Genomic DNA, 19,541 nt, shown 5'->3' on the forward strand with positions numbered 1-19,541 from the left:
ATGGCGGGCTTGCTCACGGTTTTGCTGAACTGGCGCTCGACCGAGATGACGCTGCGGGCGGCGGAGTCGGCTCTGCTGGCGTTGGACGGGATCGAAGGCGCGCTGGTGATTGTGGACAATGACTCCGGTGATGGATCGTTTGAGGCGATCACGGCTGAGGTGCAAAAACGCGGCTGGGACTATGGCGCTCAGAAAGTACGCGTCCTGCAATCGGGGCACAATGGCGGCTTTGGCGCGGGTAATAATTTTGGGATCCGGGCGGGGATGCCGGATGGTTCTGCGCCGGAATTTGTCTATATCCTGAACTCGGATGCCTTTCCCGACCGCGGTGCAATCCGCGCCTTGCTGACGCATTTGCAGGCCCATCCGGCAACCGGGTTCGCGGGCAGTTTCATTTATGGCGACGATGGTGCGCCGCATCGCACGGCGTTCCGTTTCCCCTCGATCGCCTCGGAATTTGAGTCGCAGATCCGGTTCGGCCCTGTCAGCCGGATGTTGAACCGCTGGATCGTCGCGCAACCGATCCCGCAAGCCGCCTGTCGGGTGGATTGGCTGGCGGGGGCAAGCCTGATGATGCGGCAAGCGGTGCTGGATCAGATCGGGTTGTTTGATGAGCGGTTCTTCCTGTATTTTGAGGAAACCGATCTGTGTCGCCGCGCAGCGCTGGCGGGCTGGCCGACCGATTATTTGGTGGAAAGCCGGGTGATGCATATCGGTTCAGTCTCCACGGGGATGCGGGAATGGCAGCGCATACCGGGGTTCTGGTTGGACAGCCGTTTGCATTATTTCGTGAAAAACCATGGTGTTCTCTATACGCTGGCCGCAACACTTGCGCTGCTTGCCGGGGGTATCCTGTGGCGTGCGCGGCTGCTGATCCAGCGCAAAGACCGCGGCGATCCGCCACTGTATTTGACAGACCTGACCCTGCACGCGTTGCGCGCGGCGGTCAGCCCCATTTTCGGCAAACCTGCCGCCGTAGCCAAATCACCCCACACGACCGAGGGGTAAGGACGCCAAGATGACCCAGTTTTCCGCCTATCTGATCGGCAATGAAACCCTGACCCGCCAGTGCGGTGAAATGCTGTTGGCGCGTGGCCATAGACTGGATGCTGTGGTGACGCGCAACACGGATGTCCGGCTGTGGGCGGAAGAGAAGGGTCTGCGGGTGGAGGCCTACGGGCGTGACCTGGCGGCGCGGTTGGGCGCGCGCGTCGACTGGCTGCTGTCGGTGGCCAACTTGTCAGTGATCGGACCAGAGGTTTTGGCACTGGCGCAGGGCGCGGTGAACTTTCACGACGGACCTTTGCCGCACTATGCCGGTCTGAACGCGCCGGTCTGGGCGATTTTGAACGGCGAGACTCAACATGGCATTTCGTGGCATCTTATCGAAGGTGGCGTCGATGAAGGCGATGTGCTGGATAGCCGTCGTTTTGAGATCGCCCCACAGGACACCGCGCTGACCCTGAACACCCGCTGTTTTGAGGCGGCGTTGGAGAGTTTTCCCAGCGTTTTGGCACAGTTGGAAAGTAGCGTGCTGCAACGCAAGCCGCAGGATTTAAGCCAGCGGCGACTGTTTTTGCGCCATGATCGCCCGGCAGCGATGGGGCGGATTGATTTCTCGCAGCCCGCCGAGGCGGCTGTGCGCTTGGTGCGGGCCTTGGATCACGGACGCTATTGGAACCCGCTGACCACGGCGAAAATTGCCTTTGGGTCCGGTGTTTTGAACGTAGGCACTGCGGAGATTGCCGAAGGTTCGGGGGCTCCGGGGCAGGTTTTGCGCGCCGATGAAGCGGGGTTGGTGGTGGCTTGCGGCGTAGGTGCGGTGCGGTTGCTGCGGCTGACTTGTCAGGAAAAGGGGCTGGCGGTTTCGCCTGCGACAGTAACGGATACAGTGCTTCTGGCTGGGGTCGAGGGGCTGGCCGCGTTGGGGCAAGTCTTGGCTGTGGCGGAGCCTACCTTGCGCAAGGCCTTGAAATCAATGCAGCCTGTTGCACTTGGTCATGCGAGCACGGCGGTGGCAGACTGGCAAACGCTGCCGCTTTCGGGCGCGCCGGCTGACCTTGCGCTGGCCGCTGGACTGGCCTCTGGCGCGGCTGTGGTTGATCTGGCGCAGGCGGCGCAGGGGGTGGCGGGCTATGCCTCGGGCTGGCGGCCGTTGCGTGTTGCGGCTGCAGGCCACGTCGCGCAGGCGCGGAACGGGTTGGATTTGGCACCAAAGCCGGGTTTCGCGCTGGATTTGATGACGCGCGACACGGGGCTTGCTGGCCTGCAATGTCCGCAAGTTGGCGTGGCAGAGGCTGGCCCGGTTGCGGGAACCACCGTTACGCTGACGCCCACCGCCCTGTATTTCGACGCCACGCGCCTCTCCTTGAGCGAGGCGCAGGCCTATGCCGCGCGCATCAGCCATCTGGTCGTGGCCTTGGAAGAAGCCGCCGCTGATGCACCATTGTCCAGCATCTCAACCCTGACCGAAGTCGAACGCGATCAGGTGCTGCACGGCTGGAACCAAACCAAAACTTCATACGATTCAGGCCTTTGCGTGCATCAGGCGTTCGAGCAGCAAGTGCTGCGCAGCCCCGATGCGGTGGCTTTGGTCTGCAATGATCAAAGCCTGACCTATGCGGCGCTGAATGCCCGCGCCAATCGGGTGGCGCATGTGCTGATCGGCATGGGGGTTCTGCCCGGCACACTTGTGGGGCTTTGCGCGCATCGCAGTCTTGATCTGCTGGTCGGCGCTTTGGCGATCCAGAAAGCAGGTGGGGCCTATGTGCCGATGGACCCGACTTATCCCGCAGACCGTATCGCCTTGTATATTGAGGATTCTGCCTGCCCGGTGATCGTGACGCAAAGCGCTATTGCGGCGGGTTTGCCCGCGCATGCCGCGCAAGTGCTATGTCTGGATACCGACGCGCGTCCCAGTCAAGCCAGCGATGCCAACCCCATATCTGATGTTACCTCGGCTGATTTGGCCTATATGATCTATACCTCGGGCTCTACCGGGCGGCCAAAGGGCGTCATGGTGGAACACCGCAACGTGGCGAATTTCTTCACCGGGATGGATCAGCGGATTGGTCCAGAAGCTGGGGTGTGGCTGGCGGTGACCTCGCTGTCCTTTGACATTTCGGTGCTGGAGCTGTTCTGGACCCTCGCGCGCGGCTTCAAAGTGGTGCTGACCAGTGATGAAAGTCGGGCTTTGGTGTCGGGTGGCACGATTGCTTCGGCGCAGAAGATGGAGTTCTCGCTGTATTATTGGGGCAATGACGACGGTGTAGGCCCGAAGAAATACGAACTGCTGCTGGAAGGCGCGAAATTTGCCGACAGCCACGGCTTTTGCGCGGTTTGGACGCCCGAGCGGCATTTTCACGCCTTTGGTGGCCCTTATCCGAACCCGTCGGTGACCGGGGCTGCGGTGGCGGCGGTGACGAAAAACATCGGCGTGCGCGCAGGGTCTTGCGTGATGCCGCTGCACCATCCGGCGCGGATTGCCGAGGAATGGGCGGTGATCGACAACCTCACCAATGGCCGCGCTGGGGTGGCGGTGGCCTCTGGCTGGCACCCGGACGATTTCGTGCTGCGGCCCGAGAATACGCCCCCGAACAACAAGGCGGCGATGTTTGCCGCCGCCGATCAGGTGCGCCGCTTGTGGCGGGGTGAAAAAGTTGGTTTTCCGACCGCAGATGGCGGTACGTTTGAACTGATCAGCCAACCGCGTCCGGTCTCAAAAGAGCTGCCGTTGTGGGTGACGACGGCGGGCAACCCGGACACTTGGCGGGAGGCGGGGGCGATTGGGGCGAATGTGCTGACGCATCTTCTGGGCCAGTCGATTGAGGAGGTTGCGGGTAAGATTAAGCTTTACCATCAAGCGCTTCGCGATGCGGGGCATGATCCGGCTGCGCATACCGTGACGCTGATGCTGCACAGCTATATTGCGCGCGACCGCGATCACGCGCGGGATGTGGCGCGTGGCCCTATGAAGGATTATCTGCGCTCGGCGGCGGCCCTGATCAAGCAATACGCTTGGGCCTTCCCGGCGTTCAAAAAGCCGCAGGGTGTGTCGAACCCGATGCAGATTGATCTGCAAACGCTGAGCGCGGAGGAGACTGAAGCGATCCTCGATTTCGCCTTCCAGCGCTATTTTGAGGACTCGGGCCTGTTCGGCACGGTCGAAGATGCACTGGCGCGGGTTGAGCAGTTGAAGCGGATCGGGGTGGGCGAAGTGGCTTGCCTGATCGACTATGGTGTAGCACCTGAAAAGGTGATGGAGGGGCTGTATCCGCTGGCCGAAGTGGTCAAGCGCGCCAATGCGGGTGGCGGTGTGGCCGAGGATGATTTCTCAATCGCGGCGCAGATCCTGCGACATGGCGTGACGCATCTGCAATGCACGCCCTCGATGGCCCGGATGATCACTATGAACGATGAGTCACGTATGGCTTTGTCAGGCGTGAAGACTGTGATGCTGGGGGGCGAGGCCTTGCCGGGGGCACTGGTTGCTGATCTGCGCCGCGCGACCTCGGCACGGGTGTTGAATATGTATGGCCCGACCGAGACAACCATCTGGTCCTCGGTGGAGGAAGTCGGTGCGGTTGATGGGGTTTGCAATATCGGCAAGCCTTTGGCGAACCAGCAAATTTATGTGCTGGATGAGGCGATGAATCCGGTCGCCCCCGGCGTTGCTGGGGAGTTGTGGATCGGCGGCGATGGTGTGACGCGCGGCTATTGGCAGCGATCTGATCTGACGGCAGAGCGATTTGTGAACGATAGTTTTGTTTCGCCAGAGCACGCCTGTGCTTGGGGCGCGCGGATGTATCGGACCGGCGATCTGGTGCGTTGGCGGGCGGATGGTAAGGTCGACTTTCTGGGCCGCACGGATCATCAGGTCAAACTGCGCGGTTACCGGATTGAGCTCGGCGAGATTGAATCTGTGCTGGAGGCGCAGCCGGGGGTGCGGCAAGCCGTGGTGATGGCCCGCGAAGATGCGCCGGGCGACTTGCGGCTGGTGGCTTATATTGTTGGCGCGGCGACCGAGGTGGCACTGCGGGCAGAATTGGCGGGGCTTTTGCCGGAGCACATGATGCCCGCGCATTTCGTCAGCCTTGATGTCTTTCCGCTAACGCCCAACCGTAAGGTAGATCGCAAGGCACTGCCTGCCCCGAGCGCCAAGCCGCTGGAAACGCAAAATTTTGTTGCGCCCACCTCGGATATCGAGACGCAGATCGCGGCGATCTGGGCGCGGGTTTTGGGGCTGACGAAAGTCGGCTCGAAGGATAATTTCTTCGCTTTGGGCGGGCATTCTCTGCTGGCGGTGCAGGTGCATCGCGAGATCAGGGATAGCCTTGGCGCGGCAAAGCTCTCGATCACCGATATTTTCCGCTTCCCGGTCTTGTCGGCTTTGGCGGCGCATCTGGATGATCGCCCGAAAGCGGCCCCTGCGGTGGTGTCTGACCGTGCCCATGCGCGCGCCGATGCGATGGCGCGGCGACGGGCGATGCGTGGGCAGGTGAATGCCTGACATTGCAGCCCGCCTGCGCGCGGTTCTACCAAGTGGCGTGACGCTGGGTGAGGTTGACGAAGCGCTGGAACTGTGGCCGGGCGAGGTTCTGCCGGGTGTAGTACCCGCGCGGTTGGCAGAATTCGCCGCCGGGCGCAGTGCCGCGCGACAGGCGCTGCGCGGTTTGGGCTTTGCAGCTGTGGCGATTCCGATGGCTCTGGATCGTGCTCCGATCTGGCCACAAGCTGCGACAGGCAGCATCAGCCATTGCACCGGGGCTTGTTTCGCCGTGATGGGATTGACGCGCGACTATCGGGGGCTGGGTTTGGATATAGAACCCTTGCACCCTCTGCCAGCAGAGCTCTGGTCGACGGTGCTTCGGCCAGAGGAACACAAAGAAATCAGCGATCTGCCGTGGCCTCAGCAAGGCTTGCAGGTGTTGCGGATTTTTGTCGCGAAAGAGGCGGCGTATAAGGCGCAATACCCGATCACACGGCAGATCTTTGATTTCCAAACCCTACGAATTGTCTGGCAAGATCAAGCATTTACCGCAAAGTTTTGCTATGCAGTACATCCGGTCGAAAAAGGATTTCAAATCCAAGGGCGCTGCGCAGAAAACCACCACTTTTTCGCAGCATTTTGCGCTGTGCCTACTGGGTAAACATCCCAAACGTCGCCAGCGGCACACGGCGCAGCATCGAGGCGTAGACCACCGAGTAAATCCCGTCACCGTCGCTGTCATCGGGATCATAAATCCGCAGCGTTGTCGTGCTGCCATCGGCGCTGTGAGAACCGCGCGCCCCGACGATCACCACATAATGCCCCGAGGAGCCGGTGCCACGTTGAAAAGAGCCGGGATTGTGCAAGAATTCCAGCATGATCGGGCCGCTCCGCAACAACCCGATCAAGGCCGCGACGGGCCAGCTTTGCGGCGGCTGATAGCGCAGCCGGTGCATCTGGGCGAAAGTCTGATGCACCTCAAGCCTTTGGCCGCGCTCACTTTCGTTGATCAGCGAACCATCGGCGGTCAATAGACGTTGCGGCGTGGTCATGCGGACGGCTTGGATCGACAACCGCGTCAGCATCGCCGTCGCCGCTGCCCAACATGTCGTTGGCGTCGGCTGGCTGAGGTAGGGCACGTTGTGCAGGATAATCGGCGCGGACTCGGTGCCATAGAGCGCATCCAGCGTGCAGAGCCCGGCGATGCCATCCATCTCCAGCCAGTTAGAGCGTTGAAACGCCAGCACGGCGCGTTCGGTTTGCGGTGTGAAAAGGCCGTTGATGATCAGATTGGGCGAAGGATTCAGGCGATTGTTCAGCGCCATTTGCAAGTCCCGGACGGATTGCCCAGACGAGCCTGATCGCACAATGACATTTCGCATGAAACGTCTCCGATATAATAAAATCCGATCAAAATGGCCGGCCCGGTGAATCTCGGATCGACATGCATTAACCCTAGGATAAAGACCGTAGCGGCTCAAGCACTCGTTTGATGCTGTGATGCCTTGATCCAGAAGTAGCTTTTTCTCTTGCCGTGGAGTTAAGCAGCGACAACGGGGCGTTTGATCGCAGCGGACGCCTCTAGTACCAGCGGCCGCAAGCCCGCGCCGCCTGCATCCAGCACTTCAAACAGATGACGGCGCATCCGGGGTTCCCAGAAGTCATTGATATGCGAGGCCAGTAGGGTCAGCCCTTCGTCATGCGGTTTCGATTCCATGAACTTGGCGATCTGGTTCGCCATATAGATCAGCTTGGCGTGTGGGCCTGCGTGGGTGTCGTTAAGCGACATGAGCGGTCTCCTGCGAAATGCGGTCGGTGTGGGTATAGGCCTCAAACCGATCCGGGCGGGCGAGGGCGATCAGGGTAATGCCAGCGAGGTCAGCAAGGTGGACGGCATGGGCGGTCGGAGCGGACACGGCGATGAGGATTGGCGCGCCGAGGGTGGCAACTTTTTGCACCATGTCGATGGAAACTCGGCTGGTCAGCACGACGGCTCCGGTTGGATGCCCGGTGCGGATCAGATGGCCGCAGAGTTTATCCAGCGCGTTGTGGCGGCCAACATCCTCGCGGGCGGCGAGCAGTTTGCCGCTATAGTAACCGGCCGCGTGGACCGCGCGGGTCAGATCGTGCAGCGGTTGGGCGGCGGGCAGGGAAGCGACGGCGGCCATGATTTCGGACGGGGTCATGCGGAAATTTGAGACGGGGACGGGCTGCATCACCCGCGTGGCTTCTTCCAGACTGTCGATGCCGCAGAGCCCGCAGCCAACCGGGCCTGCCATGGTGCGGCGGCGCTTGGTCAGGCGGGCTTCAGCTTGCGGTTCCAACCAGATTTGCACATCTAAGCCGAGTGGCGTCTCAACCACTTCAACACTTTGAATTTCTTCAGGTTTTGCGATACCTTCGGTCATCGCAAAGCCATAGGCAAAATCTTCCAGATCAGCAGGCGAGGCCATCATTACGGCTTGGGTGGAGCCGTTGAACGACAAGGCCACCGCGACTTCCTCGGGCAGGTCTCGGGCCGATGCCGACCCGTTGATCGCGCCCGACCCGAAGGTCAGGCGCGGCAAGGGGCGGTGGGTTTGCATCACTCTGCCGCTGCGATGCGGCGCGACATCGCGGCTTGGGCGTTGTATTCTTCTTGCCATTCCGACGGGCCGTTGCTGGGCGAGACTTGCACAGCGGTCACCTTGTATTCCGGGCAGTTGGTGGCCCAATCCGAGAAGTCGGTGGTGATCACGTTGGCCTGCGTGTCCGGATGGTGGAAGGTGGTATAGACCACACCCGGATTGACCTTATCAGTGATCGTCGCGCGCAGGGTAGTATCGCCCGAGCGGCTGGCAAGACGCACGAAATCACCCTCTTTTACGCCACGCACTTCGGCGTCATGCGGGTGAATCTCCAGCAAATCTTCGGAATGCCAGGCCACATTGCCCGTGCGGCGGGTCTGCGCACCGACGTTATACTGCGACAAGATGCGCCCGGTCGTCAGCAACAGCGGGAAGCGCGGGCCGGTTTTCTCATCCGTTGCCACATATTCGGTGTTGATGAACTTGCCCTTGCCGCGCACGAAGCCATCGACATGCATCAAAGGCGTGCCTTCCGGGGCCTTATCGTTGCAGGGCCACTGGATCGAGCCCATGGTTTCGATCTTCTCATAGCTCACACCCGCAAAAGACGGGGTGGTCATGGCGATTTCATCCATGATTTGCGTCGGGTGCGTATAGGTCCACTTGGCGCCGCCGGTGTCTTTCAGCATCGCGTTGGCCAGCATTTGGGTGATCTCCCAATCACCATAGCCATTGCGCGGTGCCATCACCTTGCGCACCATGTTGATGCGACGTTCGGCATTGGTGAAGGTGCCGTCTTTTTCTAGGAAGGTCGAGCCGGGCAGGAACACATGCGCGTAGTTCGCCGTCTCGTTCAGGAATAGGTCATGCACGATCACGCATTCCATCGCGGCCAGACCGGCGGCGACGTGTTTGGTGTCGGGGTCGGATTGTAGGATGTCTTCACCTTGGCAATACAGACCCTTGAAGGTGCCCTCAACCGCCGCGTCCAGCATGTTCGGGATGCGCAGGCCGGGCTCATCGTCAATCTTGACGCCCCATGCCTTCTCAAAGATGTCGCGCACGCCTTCGCCTTTGACATGGCGATAGCCCGGCAGTTCGTGCGGGAACGACCCCATGTCGCAAGAGCCTTGCACGTTGTTTTGACCACGCAACGGGTTCACGCCAACGCCGGGGCGGCCAATGTTGCCGGTCATCATCGCAAGGTTGGCAATGCCGATCACCGTGGTCGAACCTTGGCTGTGCTCAGTCACGCCGAGGCCGTAGTAGATCGAGCCATTGCCGCCCTTGGCATAAAGCCGCGCCGCAGCACGCACTTCCGCAGCAGGAACCCCCGTCAGCAGGGCCACGGATTCGGGCGAATTTTGCGGCTGGCTGACGAATTCGGCGTAATCTTGGAACTCATCCCAATCGCAGCGATCTTGGATGAATTGGGCATCGAACAGCCCTTCGGTCACGATGACATGCGCCAAAGCGGTGACAATTGCGACGTTGGTGCCGGGGGTCAGCGCGAGGTGATGCTCGGCTTTGACATGCGGGCTTTCGACCATCTCGGTGCGGCGCGGATCGACGACAATCAGCTTTGCCCCTTGACGCAGACGTTTTTTCAAACGGCTGGCAAAGACCGGGTGGGCAGCGGCAGGATTGGCACCAATGATCATCACAACGTCGGTTTCTTCAACCGAGTCAAAGTCTTGCGTCCCTGCCGAGGTGCCAAGGGTTTGACCCAAACCGTAGCCGGTGGGTGAGTGGCAGACGCGGGCGCAGGTATCCGTATTATTGTTCATAAACACGGCGCGGGTCAGTTTTTGCACCAGATACGCTTCTTCATTGGTGCAGCGCGACGAGGTGATCACCCCTACGGAATGACGGCCGTGCTTCTCAATAATGCCCTTCATCCGCTTGGCGGTGAAGTCCATCGCTTCATCCCACGACACTTCCTGCCACGGGTCGTTGATACTGTCGCGGATCATCGGGTTCAGAATGCGGTCTTTGTGGCTGGCATAGCCGTAGGCGAAACGGCCCTTGACGCAGGAATGGCCGCGGTTCGCCTTGCCGTGCTTGTAGGGCACCATGCGGACCAATTCATCGCCGCGCATCTCAGCCTTGAAGCTGCAACCGACGCCGCAATAGGCACAGGTGGTAATCACCGAACGCTCTGGCGTGCCGATCTCAATGATTGACTTTTCTTGCAAGGTCGCGGTCGGGCAGGCCTGCACGCAGGCGCCGCAAGACACGCAATCCGACGACAAAGCGGTGTCGGTTTTGGCACCGAACGACACGCGGCTATCAAAGCCCCGGCCCTCGATGGTCAGCGCGAACGTGCCCTGCACTTCCTCGCAAGCGCGCACGCAGCGCGAGCAGACGATACATTTCTGCGGGTCGTAGCTGAAATACGGGTTGGAATCGTCGCGCGGGATGTAGTTCGGATTGGCAATGCCCGAGGTGTCTTTCACCTTGAAATGGGTATCAATCGCCTCATACCGCACGTCGCGCAGGCCTACTGCACCGGCCATATCCTGCAACTCGCAATTGCCATTGGCCGAGCAGGTCAAACAGTCCAGCGGGTGATCCGAGATGTAAAGCTCCATCACGCCACGGCGGAGTTGCTTCAGTTTTGCGTTCTGGGTGTGAACCTTGATGCCGGGCGCAACCGGGGTAGTGCAGGACGCCGGAGTGCCGTTGCGACCCTCGATTTCCACGAGGCACAAACGGCACGATCCGAAAGCGTCGATGCTGTCCGTCGCGCAAAGTTTTGGCACCGAAATGCCGATTTCTGCGGCGGCGCGCATGATGCTGATGCCTTCCGGCACGGTGATGTCAAAGCCGTCGATGGTCAATGTGACCATTTGTTTGCTTTTGGCGGCAGGGGTGCCGAAATCGCGATCCGGGATGATGAAGTCTTTCATTCAGCGGCTTCCTTCATAGGGGCGAAATCATCGGGGAAATGGGTCAGGGCGGACATCACCGGGTAGGGCGTAAAGCCGCCCAAGGCGCAAAGTGAACCGGCCTTCATGGTGTTGCACAGATCGGTCAGCAGAGGGATCGCCGAGGCATCACCCTTGGCAATCCGGTCAACGGTTTCAACACCGCGGACAGCGCCGATCCGGCAGGGGGTGCATTTACCACAGGACTCGATGGCGCAGAATTCCATCGCGAAACGCGCTTGTTTCAGCATGTCGGCAGAGTCGTCAAACACCGTCAGTCCAGCATGGCCGATCAGGCCATCTTTGCCCGCGAATTCTTCGTAACCGAATGGCGTATCGAACAAAGCGCGCGGGAAATAAGCGCCCAGCGGGCCACCGACTTGCACTGCTTTCACCGGGCGACCAGATGCCGAACCTCCGGCAATTTTATCAACGATTTCACCAAGCGTCAGGCCGAAAGCGATCTCATACAGCCCGCCGTGCTTGACGTTACCGGCGATCTGCAACGGGATGGTGCCGCGCGACCGGCCAAGGCCGAAGTTCTTGTAAAACTCGGCACCCTTTTCGAAAATTACCGGCACCGAGGCCAGCGAAATCACGTTGTTCACCACCGTCGGCTTCGCCATGAAGCCCTGCAAAGCGGGCAGCGGCGGCTTGGCGCGAACGACGCCACGCTTGCCTTCAAGGCTGTTCAGCAGGGAGGTTTCCTCACCGCAGACATAGGCACCGGCACCGACGCGGATTTCTATGTTGAAGGTGTGGGATGACCCCAAAACCGACGTGCCAAGCACCCCCGCATCCGCCGCGATTTTCACCGCCTTTTGCATCACATCAATCGCAATCGGGTATTCTGAACGGATATACACAAATCCCTTGGTGGCCCCGGTTGCGAGGCCAGCAATGATCATGCCTTCGATCAGCGTGAAGGGGTCGCCCTCCATTAACATGCGGTCGGCGAAGGTGGCGCTGTCGCCCTCATCAGCGTTGCAGACGATGTATTTGCGATCTGCCGCAGCCTCGGACACAGTCTTCCACTTGATCCCCGTCGGAAAGCCCGCGCCACCGCGACCACGCAGGCCCGAATTCGTGACTTCGGCAACGATAGCCGCCTTGTCCATGGCAAGCGCCAAAGTCAGGCCAGCCAGACCACCGTGCGTTTTGTAGTCGTCCAGCGACAGCGGGTCGATCACGCCAACGCGGGCAAAGGTCAGGCGAGTTTGCGCCTTCATCCAAGGCAGATCGTCGGTCAAGCCTAAGGCCTTTGGATGCGCTGCCAGATCATCGAACAAAGCAGGCACATCAGCCAGCGTCAGCGGGCCAAACGCCATCCGGCCTGCATCGGTCACAACCTCGGCCATTGGCTCCAGCCAGACCATCCCGCGTGAGCCATTGCGCACCAGCGTCAGGGTGATCCCACGCGCTTGGGCTTGAAACATTAGCGACTCGGCGAGCTCGTCAGCGCCAAGGGCGACGGCTGCACTGTCCAGCGGCAGGTAAATCTTCATTTCAAACCCCCGATGATCGCATCAATTCGGGCTTCATCGACCCGGCCCACCAGCTTGCCGTTGATCATCGCGGCGGGGCCACAAGCGCAAAGGCCAAGGCAGAAAATCGGCTCCAGTGTGACGCGGCCGTCCTTGGTGGTTTCGTGCCACTCAATCCCCAACGACTTTTGTGCATGAGCAGCCACCCGATCTGCGCCCATCGACTGACAAGATTCCGCGCGGCACAGTTTCAGCACATGATCGCCCGCCGGATGTTCGCGGAAATCGTGGTAAAAGCTCATCACGCCATGCACTTCGGCCTTCGACAGGTTCAGGTCTTGCGCGATGATCGGCAAAGCCACCTGCGGCACATAGCCAAACTCGGCCTGAATGGCGTGCAGAATCGGCAGCAGAGATCCCTCCATGCCTTTATGGGCGCTGAGAATTTCCTCAAGCCGGGAGGTGATGTCGACGGAATCAAGCATGTGGCGGCCCTTTGGTAGCTTTGCTACGTCATACGCCGATTGATATGGAAATCAATATTGATATACCGTTGTTCAATAGCCTAAGGCTATCAAGCCTAACGGCGCAGCCGGATCGCCAGCTTGGCGGCCTCATCCATAAGCGCTTGCAGAACAGGGGTTTGCGGATCACGCTTGGCGGTGATCAGGCCGACCAGATGCTCGGCCTCTGGTTCAACGATGGGAATCGCCCGTAGGCCCTGCCCTGAGAACATATCCGCCAGTTTCATCGGCACCACCGAGGCCCACAGCCCCGACTTCACATGCGCCACCAAGGCGATGCTGGAGTTCGACTCCACCGTCGGCGCTACCCGCACGCCGACCTCGGCCAGATGCTGATTGACGATACGGCGGTTCTGCATATCCGCAGTCAAAAGACACAAAGGTTCATGCACGAGTTCGCTCCACGTCACCTGCGCCCGATCCGCCAGCGGAGAGTTTGGAGCGCAGAGATAGCGGTAGAACTCGGTGTAAAGTGGCGTCTGCGCCACCCGCCCCAACGGTTCGTTGTCGAGATAGGTCAGGCCTGCGTCCAGCTCCAAGCTTTCAATACCCGCCAGAATTTCCACCGAAGTCCGTGACAGCAAGGTGACGCGCATGTTCGGATGGCGCGCAGTGAACGGCGCGGTCAAATCGGCCACCATCGGCAGGGCCGTGGGGATGACGCCGATGCGCAGATTGCCCGAAAGACCGGAATGCACCGAGCGCATTTCATCCTTCAGCGCCCGCATATCGCCGACAATCCGCCGCGCCCAATCCAGCACGCGCTGGCCTTCCGGCGTCAGCCCCTGAAAGCGAGAGCCGCGGAACACCAGTTGCACGCCCAACTGATCCTCAAGCTGGCGGATGGCTGACGACAGGCTGGGTTGCGTAACCCGGCACACTTCCGCCGCGCGGCCAAAATGGCGCTCGTTGGCGAGGGCAATGAACATTTCCAACTTGTCGATCATGCGGTGCAGGGTGACGGGGAATGGTTTGATGCGCAAGGGATGTGAAGCGGCCCCCCTGGGGTGAGTATTTGGGCCAAGATGAGGTTGCAAGAGTTGTGCTTGCGGGTGCGAAGCCTTAGCTTTGCGGCATGATGAAATTTATCCCCTTTGTGAAGAAATCCCCCGTTGTGTCGGTGATCCGGCTGGCGGGCACGATTGGCTCTGGCCGCAATGCGTTAAACGATGCGGGGCTGGCAGCGATCATCGAAAAGGCGTTTCGGATGAAGCCCACAGCAGTGGCGCTGGTGGTGAATTCTCCGGGCGGATCTCCAGTACAATCCAGCCTGATCGCGGCGCGGGTGCGGCGATTGGCGGAGGAGAAATCCGTGCCTGTTCATGCCTTTGTCGAGGATGTCGCCGCAAGTGGCGGCTACTGGCTGGCCTGTGCGGCGGATCAGATCTGGGTCGATCCGTCCTCTATCGTCGGCTCCATCGGCGTGATCTTCGCGAGCTTTGGTTTCCCCGAACTGATGGCGAAGCAGGGGGTTGAACGCCGCATCGTCGCCATGGGCAAGCAGAAAAGCCTCGCCGACCCGTTCCTGCCGCAAAAGCCTGAAGACATCGAACGCCTGAAAGCCCTGCAAGCCCCGATCCATGAGGCCTTCATCGCTCATGTCAAAACGCGGCGCGGCAATCGCCTTGCCGATGCCGATCTGTTCAACGCCGATATTTGGGTAGGCCAACGTTCGGTTGATCTGGGCCTGGCCGATGGCGTGGCGCATCTGGTCCCGAAGCTGAAATCGCTTTATGGCGATAAGGTAAAGCTGGTGCCATTGGGGCAAAAGCGGGGATTGCTGAGCCGCTTTGGCCTGAACATGGCCGAAGATGCGCTGGCCTCAGTTGAAGATCGCGCGCTTTGGGCGCGCTACGGGTTGTAACATGATCAAAGCCGTCCTCGTTTTTCTGCTGGTGATGCTGGCCATTGGCATGGTCGGCAACGCACTATTCCCCGGTCGTATCGGGGGTTCGGTGAAAAAACGCCTTGGACTTTCCAATCCGGCTACCTGCAAACGCTGCGGGCGCTATGTGATTGGCTCCAAGGGGTGCGATTGCAAAAAGGGTGGACGATGAGGGCATTGGTGACGGGGGCGGGCAAGCGGCTGGGCCGCGAGATGGCGCTGTATCTGGCCAAGCGTGGCTATGATGTGGCGGTGCATTACGCCAGTTCCCGCAAAGAGGCCGAGGCGGTGGTGAAAGAAATCACCGCTCTGGGCCGCAAAGCCGTCGCCCTGCGCGCCGATCTGCTGATTGAAACCCAAGTCGAAAAGCTGGTGCCGATGGCGGTGCAGGGGCTTGGCGGGCCGTTGACGGTGCTGATCAACAACGCCTCGATCTTTGAATATGACACGGTTGCCACGGTTACCCGCAAAAGCTGGGATCGCCATATGGAAAGCAACCTGCGCGCGCCCTTCGTGCTGATACAGGCGTTTGCCGCCCAAGTTCCCACGCCGAAACTCGACGATCATGGTGAACCTGTGGCCAGCGGCATGGTGCTGAACATGATCGACCAACGTGTGCATAAACTGACGCCCGAATTTCTGTCCTACACTTTGGCGAAAATGGGCCTCTGGGCGCTGACGCGTACCACGGCGCAGGGTCTTGCCCCGAGGGTTCGGGTGAACGGCGTCGGGCCGGGGCCGACCTTGCAAGGCAGCCGTCAAAGCGCCGAAAGCTTTGTGACGCAACGCAGCGCCACGATCCTGAAACGCGGTGCAAATCCTGCCGACATCACCGCAGCGCTAGGGTTTTTTCTCGATTCACCCGCTGTGACAGGGCAAATGATCTCCGTCGATGGCGGCCAGCATCTGGGTTGGAAAACCCCCGACGTGATGGATTTCGACTAGGCAAAATTTGGCCTCCCGTGAAAGTTGTCCACTTTTTGCATTTGCTTCACAGATGCGTTACAAAAAGTCCTGACTTATCAGGGATTTGCCAGATGGTCAGAAATCTTTCCATTGTTATCAATGCGTTATTATTTCGCCTAAAAAATAGGCAATACAGCGAATGGGGCCAAAAACAAGGGAAATTTGGCGGTTCTGAAATCTTCTCCGCAATGTTATCCACAGAAAGCGGGGATAGCTTTCCTCTTGTCCCAGCCTGACTATCATTGCAGGCAGCGTTAAGAATCAACGAATCCGAGGGCGATGTTTCTGCATGAGTGAAGTCAGTCTAACCGGGCACGATCTGATTCAGGATTACCTGAAAACGCTGGATGGCAGCCCCGGCGTTTACCGCATGTTGAACGCGGCCTCGGAAGTGCTTTACGTCGGCAAAGCCCGCAATCTGCGGGCGCGGGTGTCGAATTATGCCCGCCCCTCGGGTCATTCGGGCCGCATCGCGCGGATGATTTCCGAGACCGTCTCGATGATGTTCCTGACCACGCGGACGGAAACCGAGGCGCTGCTGCTGGAGCAAAACCTGATCAAACAGCTAAAGCCGCGTTACAACGTGCTGCTGCGCGATGATAAATCCTTCCCGAACATCTTGATCAGCACCGAGCACCCCTTCCCGCAGTTGAAAAAGCACCGTGGTAAGCGATCAGAGAAGGGCAGCTATTTCGGCCCGTTTGCCTCGGCTGGCGCGGTGAACCGCACGCTGAACCAGTTGCAAAAGGTGTTTTTGCTGCGCAACTGCTCGGATTCGATGTTCGATAGCCGCACCAGACCGTGCCTGCAATATCAGATCAAGCGCTGCTCTGCCCCCTGCACTGGGCGGATTGACGGGCCGGGCTATGCGGTTCTGGTGGCCGATGCCGAGCGATTTTTGCAGGGCAAGACCACCACTGTTCAATCCAATCTGGCCGCAGAGATGAACATCGCCTCGGACGCGATGGAGTTTGAGCGCGCAGCGGCTTTGCGCGACCGGATCAAGGCGCTGACCCAAGTGCAGCAATCGCAGGGGATCAACCCGGCGGGGGTGGCTGAGGCCGATGTGATCGCGCTGCATCTGGAGGGCGGGCAAGCTTGCGTGCAGGTGTTCTTCATCCGCGCCAATCAAAGCTGGGGCAACCGCGATTTCTACCCGCGCACCGGGGCGGGGGCGGAGGAGGCCGAGATTCTGGAGGCTTTCGTGGCGCAGTTCTATGACGACAAAGAGCCGCCCCGGCTGATCTTGCTGTCGCATCCGGTGGAGAACGAAGACTTGGTCAGCAATCTGCTGGCCGAGCGGGCAGGTAGGAAGGTCGAGCTTGCCGTGCCACAGCGGGGGGAGAAGGCGGAACTGGTCGAAAATGCGGTTAGGAACGCGCGGGAGAGCCTTGCGCGGAAAATGTCGGAAAGCTCCACCCAGAACAAACTACTGGCGGGGCTGGCCGAGGCATTTGATCTTGATGCGCCGCCAACCCGGATTGAGGTCTATGATAACGCCCATATTCAGGGTTCGGACGCTGTCGGCGGCATGATCGTCGCGGGGGCTGATGGCTTCCTGAAATCGCAGTATCGCAAGTTTAACATCAAGTCGGCGGCGGGGAAGAATTCGGACGATTTCGGCATGATGCGCGAGGTGATGACGCGGCGGTTTGAACGGTTGTTGAAGGAGGATCCTGACCGCAGTTCGGGGTCTTGGCCGGACCTGCTGCTGATTGATGGCGGGGCGGGGCAGGTGTCGGCTGTGGCGGGGATTCTGGCGGAACTTGGCGTCGATGATATCGCGATGGTAGGGGTTGCGAAGGGAATTGATCGCGACGCCGGCAAAGAGGAGTTTTACCGCACGGGGATGCCGGTGAAGGCGTTGCAGCGTAATGATCCGGTGCTGTATTTTATCCAAAGGCTGCGGGATGAGGCGCATCGCTGGGCGAATGGGGCGCATCGGGCGAAGCGGGCGAAACAGGTTTCGATCACGCCACTGGATGATATTCCGGGGGTGGGCGCGGTTCGCAAACGGGCGCTTCTGGCGCATTTTGGCTCGGCCAAGGCGGTGGCTCGGGCGGGGATTTCCGATCTGATGGCGGTGCCGGGGGTATCGGAGGCGATGGCGAAGGCGATCAGCGATTTTTTCAGTGCCAGGGGGTAGTGTCCACGCGTGGACATCTGTGCGGTCTTATATTTATCAATGATTTAGCGGGGGATCATTTACGAGTTGTTAAGATAGTCCGCCGCTTGACCTGCTTTGCTGCCACAGTTTCAAGGGCGCGCAGGCCTGCATTTCCGCACAGGGGGGAGGGCGGAAACAGGCGTGGTCTCTGCTGGGAAAGTGGCTAAACTTCCGGGTTCAGATTTCTGTCAAAGGACGCGAAACAATGACTGCTTCGATTTTTGACCCGACCTCGATGGGGCCGCATAAGCTGCAAAACCGGATTGTGATGAACCCGATGACCCGGTGCCGTGCTGACGTTGATGCGGTGCCAACGCCGATCATGGCGGACTATTATGGCCAACGTGGCGCGGCTGGTCTGATCGTCACTGAAGGCACGGCCCCCAGCCCGAACGGTCGCGGCTATGCCCGCACGCCGGGGCTGTGGAGCGACGCGCAGGTGGCGGCCTGGAAGCCTGTCACCGCGGCGGCACATGCCAAAGGCGCGGTGATTTTCGCGCAGATCATGCACACCGGGCGGGTCAGCCATCCGGGGAACATGCCTGCAGGCGCGAAGATCGTGGCCCCTTCTGCGCTGGCCTTGGCGGGTCAGATGTATACCGACGCCGAGGGCATGCAGGACTATCCGGCGCCGCAGGAAATGACCGAGGCTGATATTCAGCAAGCCAAGACGGAGTTCGTGACGGCGGCTAAGAATGCGATTGCGGCGGGGTTCGATGGGGTCGAGCTGCACGGTGCGAATGGGTATTTGCTGGAGCAGTTCCTGTCGCCCGATACCAACAAGCGGAGCGATGCTTGGGGTGGGTCGGTGGCGAAGCGGTTGCGCTTTGTGACCGAGGTCGCGCAGGAGGTTGTGGCGGCGATTGGTGGCGACAGGGTCGGCATCCGGCTCTCGCCCTATGGCACGGCGTCGGGGATGGCGGCTTATCCGGAGGTGGATGAGACGTATCTGGCGCTGATGGCGAGCTTGGCTAAGATCGGTCTGGTCTATGTGCATCTGGTCGATCATGCGGCGATGGGCAATCCGGCGATTCCGGCAGAGTTCCGGGCGAAGTTGCGCGCGGCTTGGCCTCGGACGTTTATTGTCGGTGGCAGCTTGGATGCGGCTTCGGGGCAGGCGGCTGTGGATGCGGGTGCTGCGGATCTGGTTGGGTTTGGCCGGGCATACCTTGCCAACCCGGATCTGGTGGCACGGATGAAAGCGGGGGCGGAGTTGAACGCACCGGATTTTGCGACGTTCTACACGCCGGGTGAGAAGGGCTATACGGATTATCCGGCTTTGGGGTGATTTTGGTTTTGAGTTTGGAGGGGCCGCGCAGGTTGCGCGGCCCTTTTTCTTTGGTCCCGACTCGGGACCAATTTGAGATACTTTAAGATCAACGACTTAGAAGGCAGCGTTCAGGAAGTTTTAACGAATGGGGGTGGGAAGCGGGGAAGGTGTCAGTGCGGGTGTGTCCCTTAGTTGTGTGCGTAAATGCGCAACTTAGGTGCGATTCCTCTAATTGCGCAGAGATAGGAAAAGGCGCATCTAAG

At 60.1% G+C, this 19,541-nt stretch carries 15 protein-coding genes; 8 read left to right on the forward strand and 7 right to left on the reverse strand.

Annotated features, from left to right (window positions below):
• Genes ACS5RD_RS05875 through ACS5RD_RS05885 form a run of 3 tightly spaced genes read left to right on the forward strand, consistent with a single transcriptional unit; the run spans position 1 to position 6,149 of the window.
• Entirely contained in the window at positions 1 to 1,008 is a 1,008-nt protein-coding gene (locus ACS5RD_RS05875) for a glycosyltransferase (protein WP_489930406.1), read from the forward strand.
• 10 nt (positions 1,009 to 1,018) lie between these two features.
• Entirely contained in the window at positions 1,019 to 5,509 is a 4,491-nt protein-coding gene (locus tag ACS5RD_RS05880) for a MupA/Atu3671 family FMN-dependent luciferase-like monooxygenase (protein WP_489930407.1), read from the forward strand.
• Positions 5,502 to 6,149: a 4'-phosphopantetheinyl transferase family protein gene (locus ACS5RD_RS05885; RefSeq protein WP_489930408.1), complete on the forward strand. Its 648-nt coding sequence runs from the start codon at positions 5,502 to 5,504 to the stop codon at positions 6,147 to 6,149. The genes ACS5RD_RS05880 and ACS5RD_RS05885 overlap by 8 nt, the downstream gene beginning before the upstream one ends.
• On the opposite strand, the gene ACS5RD_RS05890 is transcribed toward ACS5RD_RS05885, so the two are convergent.
• The 7 genes from ACS5RD_RS05890 to ACS5RD_RS05920 all read right to left on the reverse strand — a co-directional run bounded on the left by ACS5RD_RS05890 (position 6,139) and on the right by ACS5RD_RS05920 (position 13,937).
• Positions 6,139 to 6,870: a peptidoglycan-binding protein gene (locus ACS5RD_RS05890; protein ID WP_489930409.1), complete on the reverse strand. Its 732-nt coding sequence runs from the start codon at positions 6,868 to 6,870 to the stop codon at positions 6,139 to 6,141. The genes ACS5RD_RS05885 and ACS5RD_RS05890 overlap by 11 nt on opposite strands.
• A gap of 158 nt (positions 6,871 to 7,028) precedes the next feature.
• Entirely contained in the window at positions 7,029 to 7,277 is a 249-nt protein-coding gene (locus ACS5RD_RS05895; protein WP_054005418.1) for a formate dehydrogenase subunit delta, read from the reverse strand.
• The gene (gene fdhD, locus ACS5RD_RS05900; RefSeq protein ID WP_489930410.1) at positions 7,267 to 8,076 is read right to left on the reverse strand and encodes a formate dehydrogenase accessory sulfurtransferase FdhD; all 810 of its coding nucleotides are present in this window, start codon (positions 8,074 to 8,076) and stop codon (positions 7,267 to 7,269) included. Before fdhD ends, ACS5RD_RS05895 begins: the two co-directional genes overlap by 11 nt.
• Positions 8,073 to 10,964 carry a formate dehydrogenase subunit alpha gene (gene fdhF, locus ACS5RD_RS05905; RefSeq protein ID WP_489930411.1) on the reverse strand — a complete coding sequence of 964 codons (2,892 nt, stop codon included), beginning with the start codon at positions 10,962 to 10,964 and terminating at the stop codon, positions 8,073 to 8,075. The genes fdhD and fdhF overlap by 4 nt, the downstream gene beginning before the upstream one ends.
• Positions 10,961 to 12,487: a formate dehydrogenase beta subunit gene (locus ACS5RD_RS05910; RefSeq protein WP_054005415.1), complete on the reverse strand. Its 1,527-nt coding sequence runs from the start codon at positions 12,485 to 12,487 to the stop codon at positions 10,961 to 10,963. The genes fdhF and ACS5RD_RS05910 overlap by 4 nt, the downstream gene beginning before the upstream one ends.
• Positions 12,484 to 12,951, reverse strand: coding sequence for a formate dehydrogenase subunit gamma (locus ACS5RD_RS05915; protein ID WP_489930412.1), 468 nt, complete (start codon positions 12,949 to 12,951; stop codon positions 12,484 to 12,486). The genes ACS5RD_RS05910 and ACS5RD_RS05915 overlap by 4 nt, the downstream gene beginning before the upstream one ends.
• A gap of 95 nt (positions 12,952 to 13,046) precedes the next feature.
• Complete coding sequence (locus tag ACS5RD_RS05920; protein ID WP_054005584.1) at positions 13,047 to 13,937, reverse strand: LysR family transcriptional regulator; 891 nt, start codon at positions 13,935 to 13,937, stop codon at positions 13,047 to 13,049.
• A 128-nt stretch (positions 13,938 to 14,065) separates the two neighbouring features.
• On the opposite strand from ACS5RD_RS05920, the gene ACS5RD_RS05925 reads away from it, so the two are divergent.
• The 5 genes from ACS5RD_RS05925 (at position 14,066) to ACS5RD_RS05945 (ending at position 19,296) form a co-directional block, all read left to right on the forward strand.
• Positions 14,066 to 14,854 (forward strand): S49 family peptidase, encoded by a 789-nt coding sequence (locus ACS5RD_RS05925; protein WP_489930413.1) that lies wholly within the window; start codon positions 14,066 to 14,068, stop codon positions 14,852 to 14,854.
• Between the two features lies 1 nt (position 14,855).
• Positions 14,856 to 15,047, forward strand: coding sequence for a hypothetical protein (locus tag ACS5RD_RS05930; protein ID WP_489930414.1), 192 nt, complete (start codon positions 14,856 to 14,858; stop codon positions 15,045 to 15,047).
• Complete coding sequence (locus tag ACS5RD_RS05935) at positions 15,044 to 15,820, forward strand: SDR family oxidoreductase (RefSeq protein WP_489930415.1); 777 nt, start codon at positions 15,044 to 15,046, stop codon at positions 15,818 to 15,820. The genes ACS5RD_RS05930 and ACS5RD_RS05935 overlap by 4 nt, the downstream gene beginning before the upstream one ends.
• A 310-nt stretch (positions 15,821 to 16,130) precedes the next feature.
• Positions 16,131 to 17,987, forward strand: a complete 1,857-nt coding sequence (gene uvrC, locus ACS5RD_RS05940) for an excinuclease ABC subunit UvrC (RefSeq protein ID WP_489930416.1) — start codon at positions 16,131 to 16,133, stop codon at positions 17,985 to 17,987.
• 226 nt (positions 17,988 to 18,213) lie between these two features.
• Complete coding sequence (locus tag ACS5RD_RS05945; RefSeq protein ID WP_489930417.1) at positions 18,214 to 19,296, forward strand: alkene reductase; 1,083 nt, start codon at positions 18,214 to 18,216, stop codon at positions 19,294 to 19,296.
• The last annotated feature ends 245 nt before the right edge of the window (positions 19,297 to 19,541 follow it).

This window comes from Cypionkella sp. PAMC25878 (assembly GCF_058135695.1).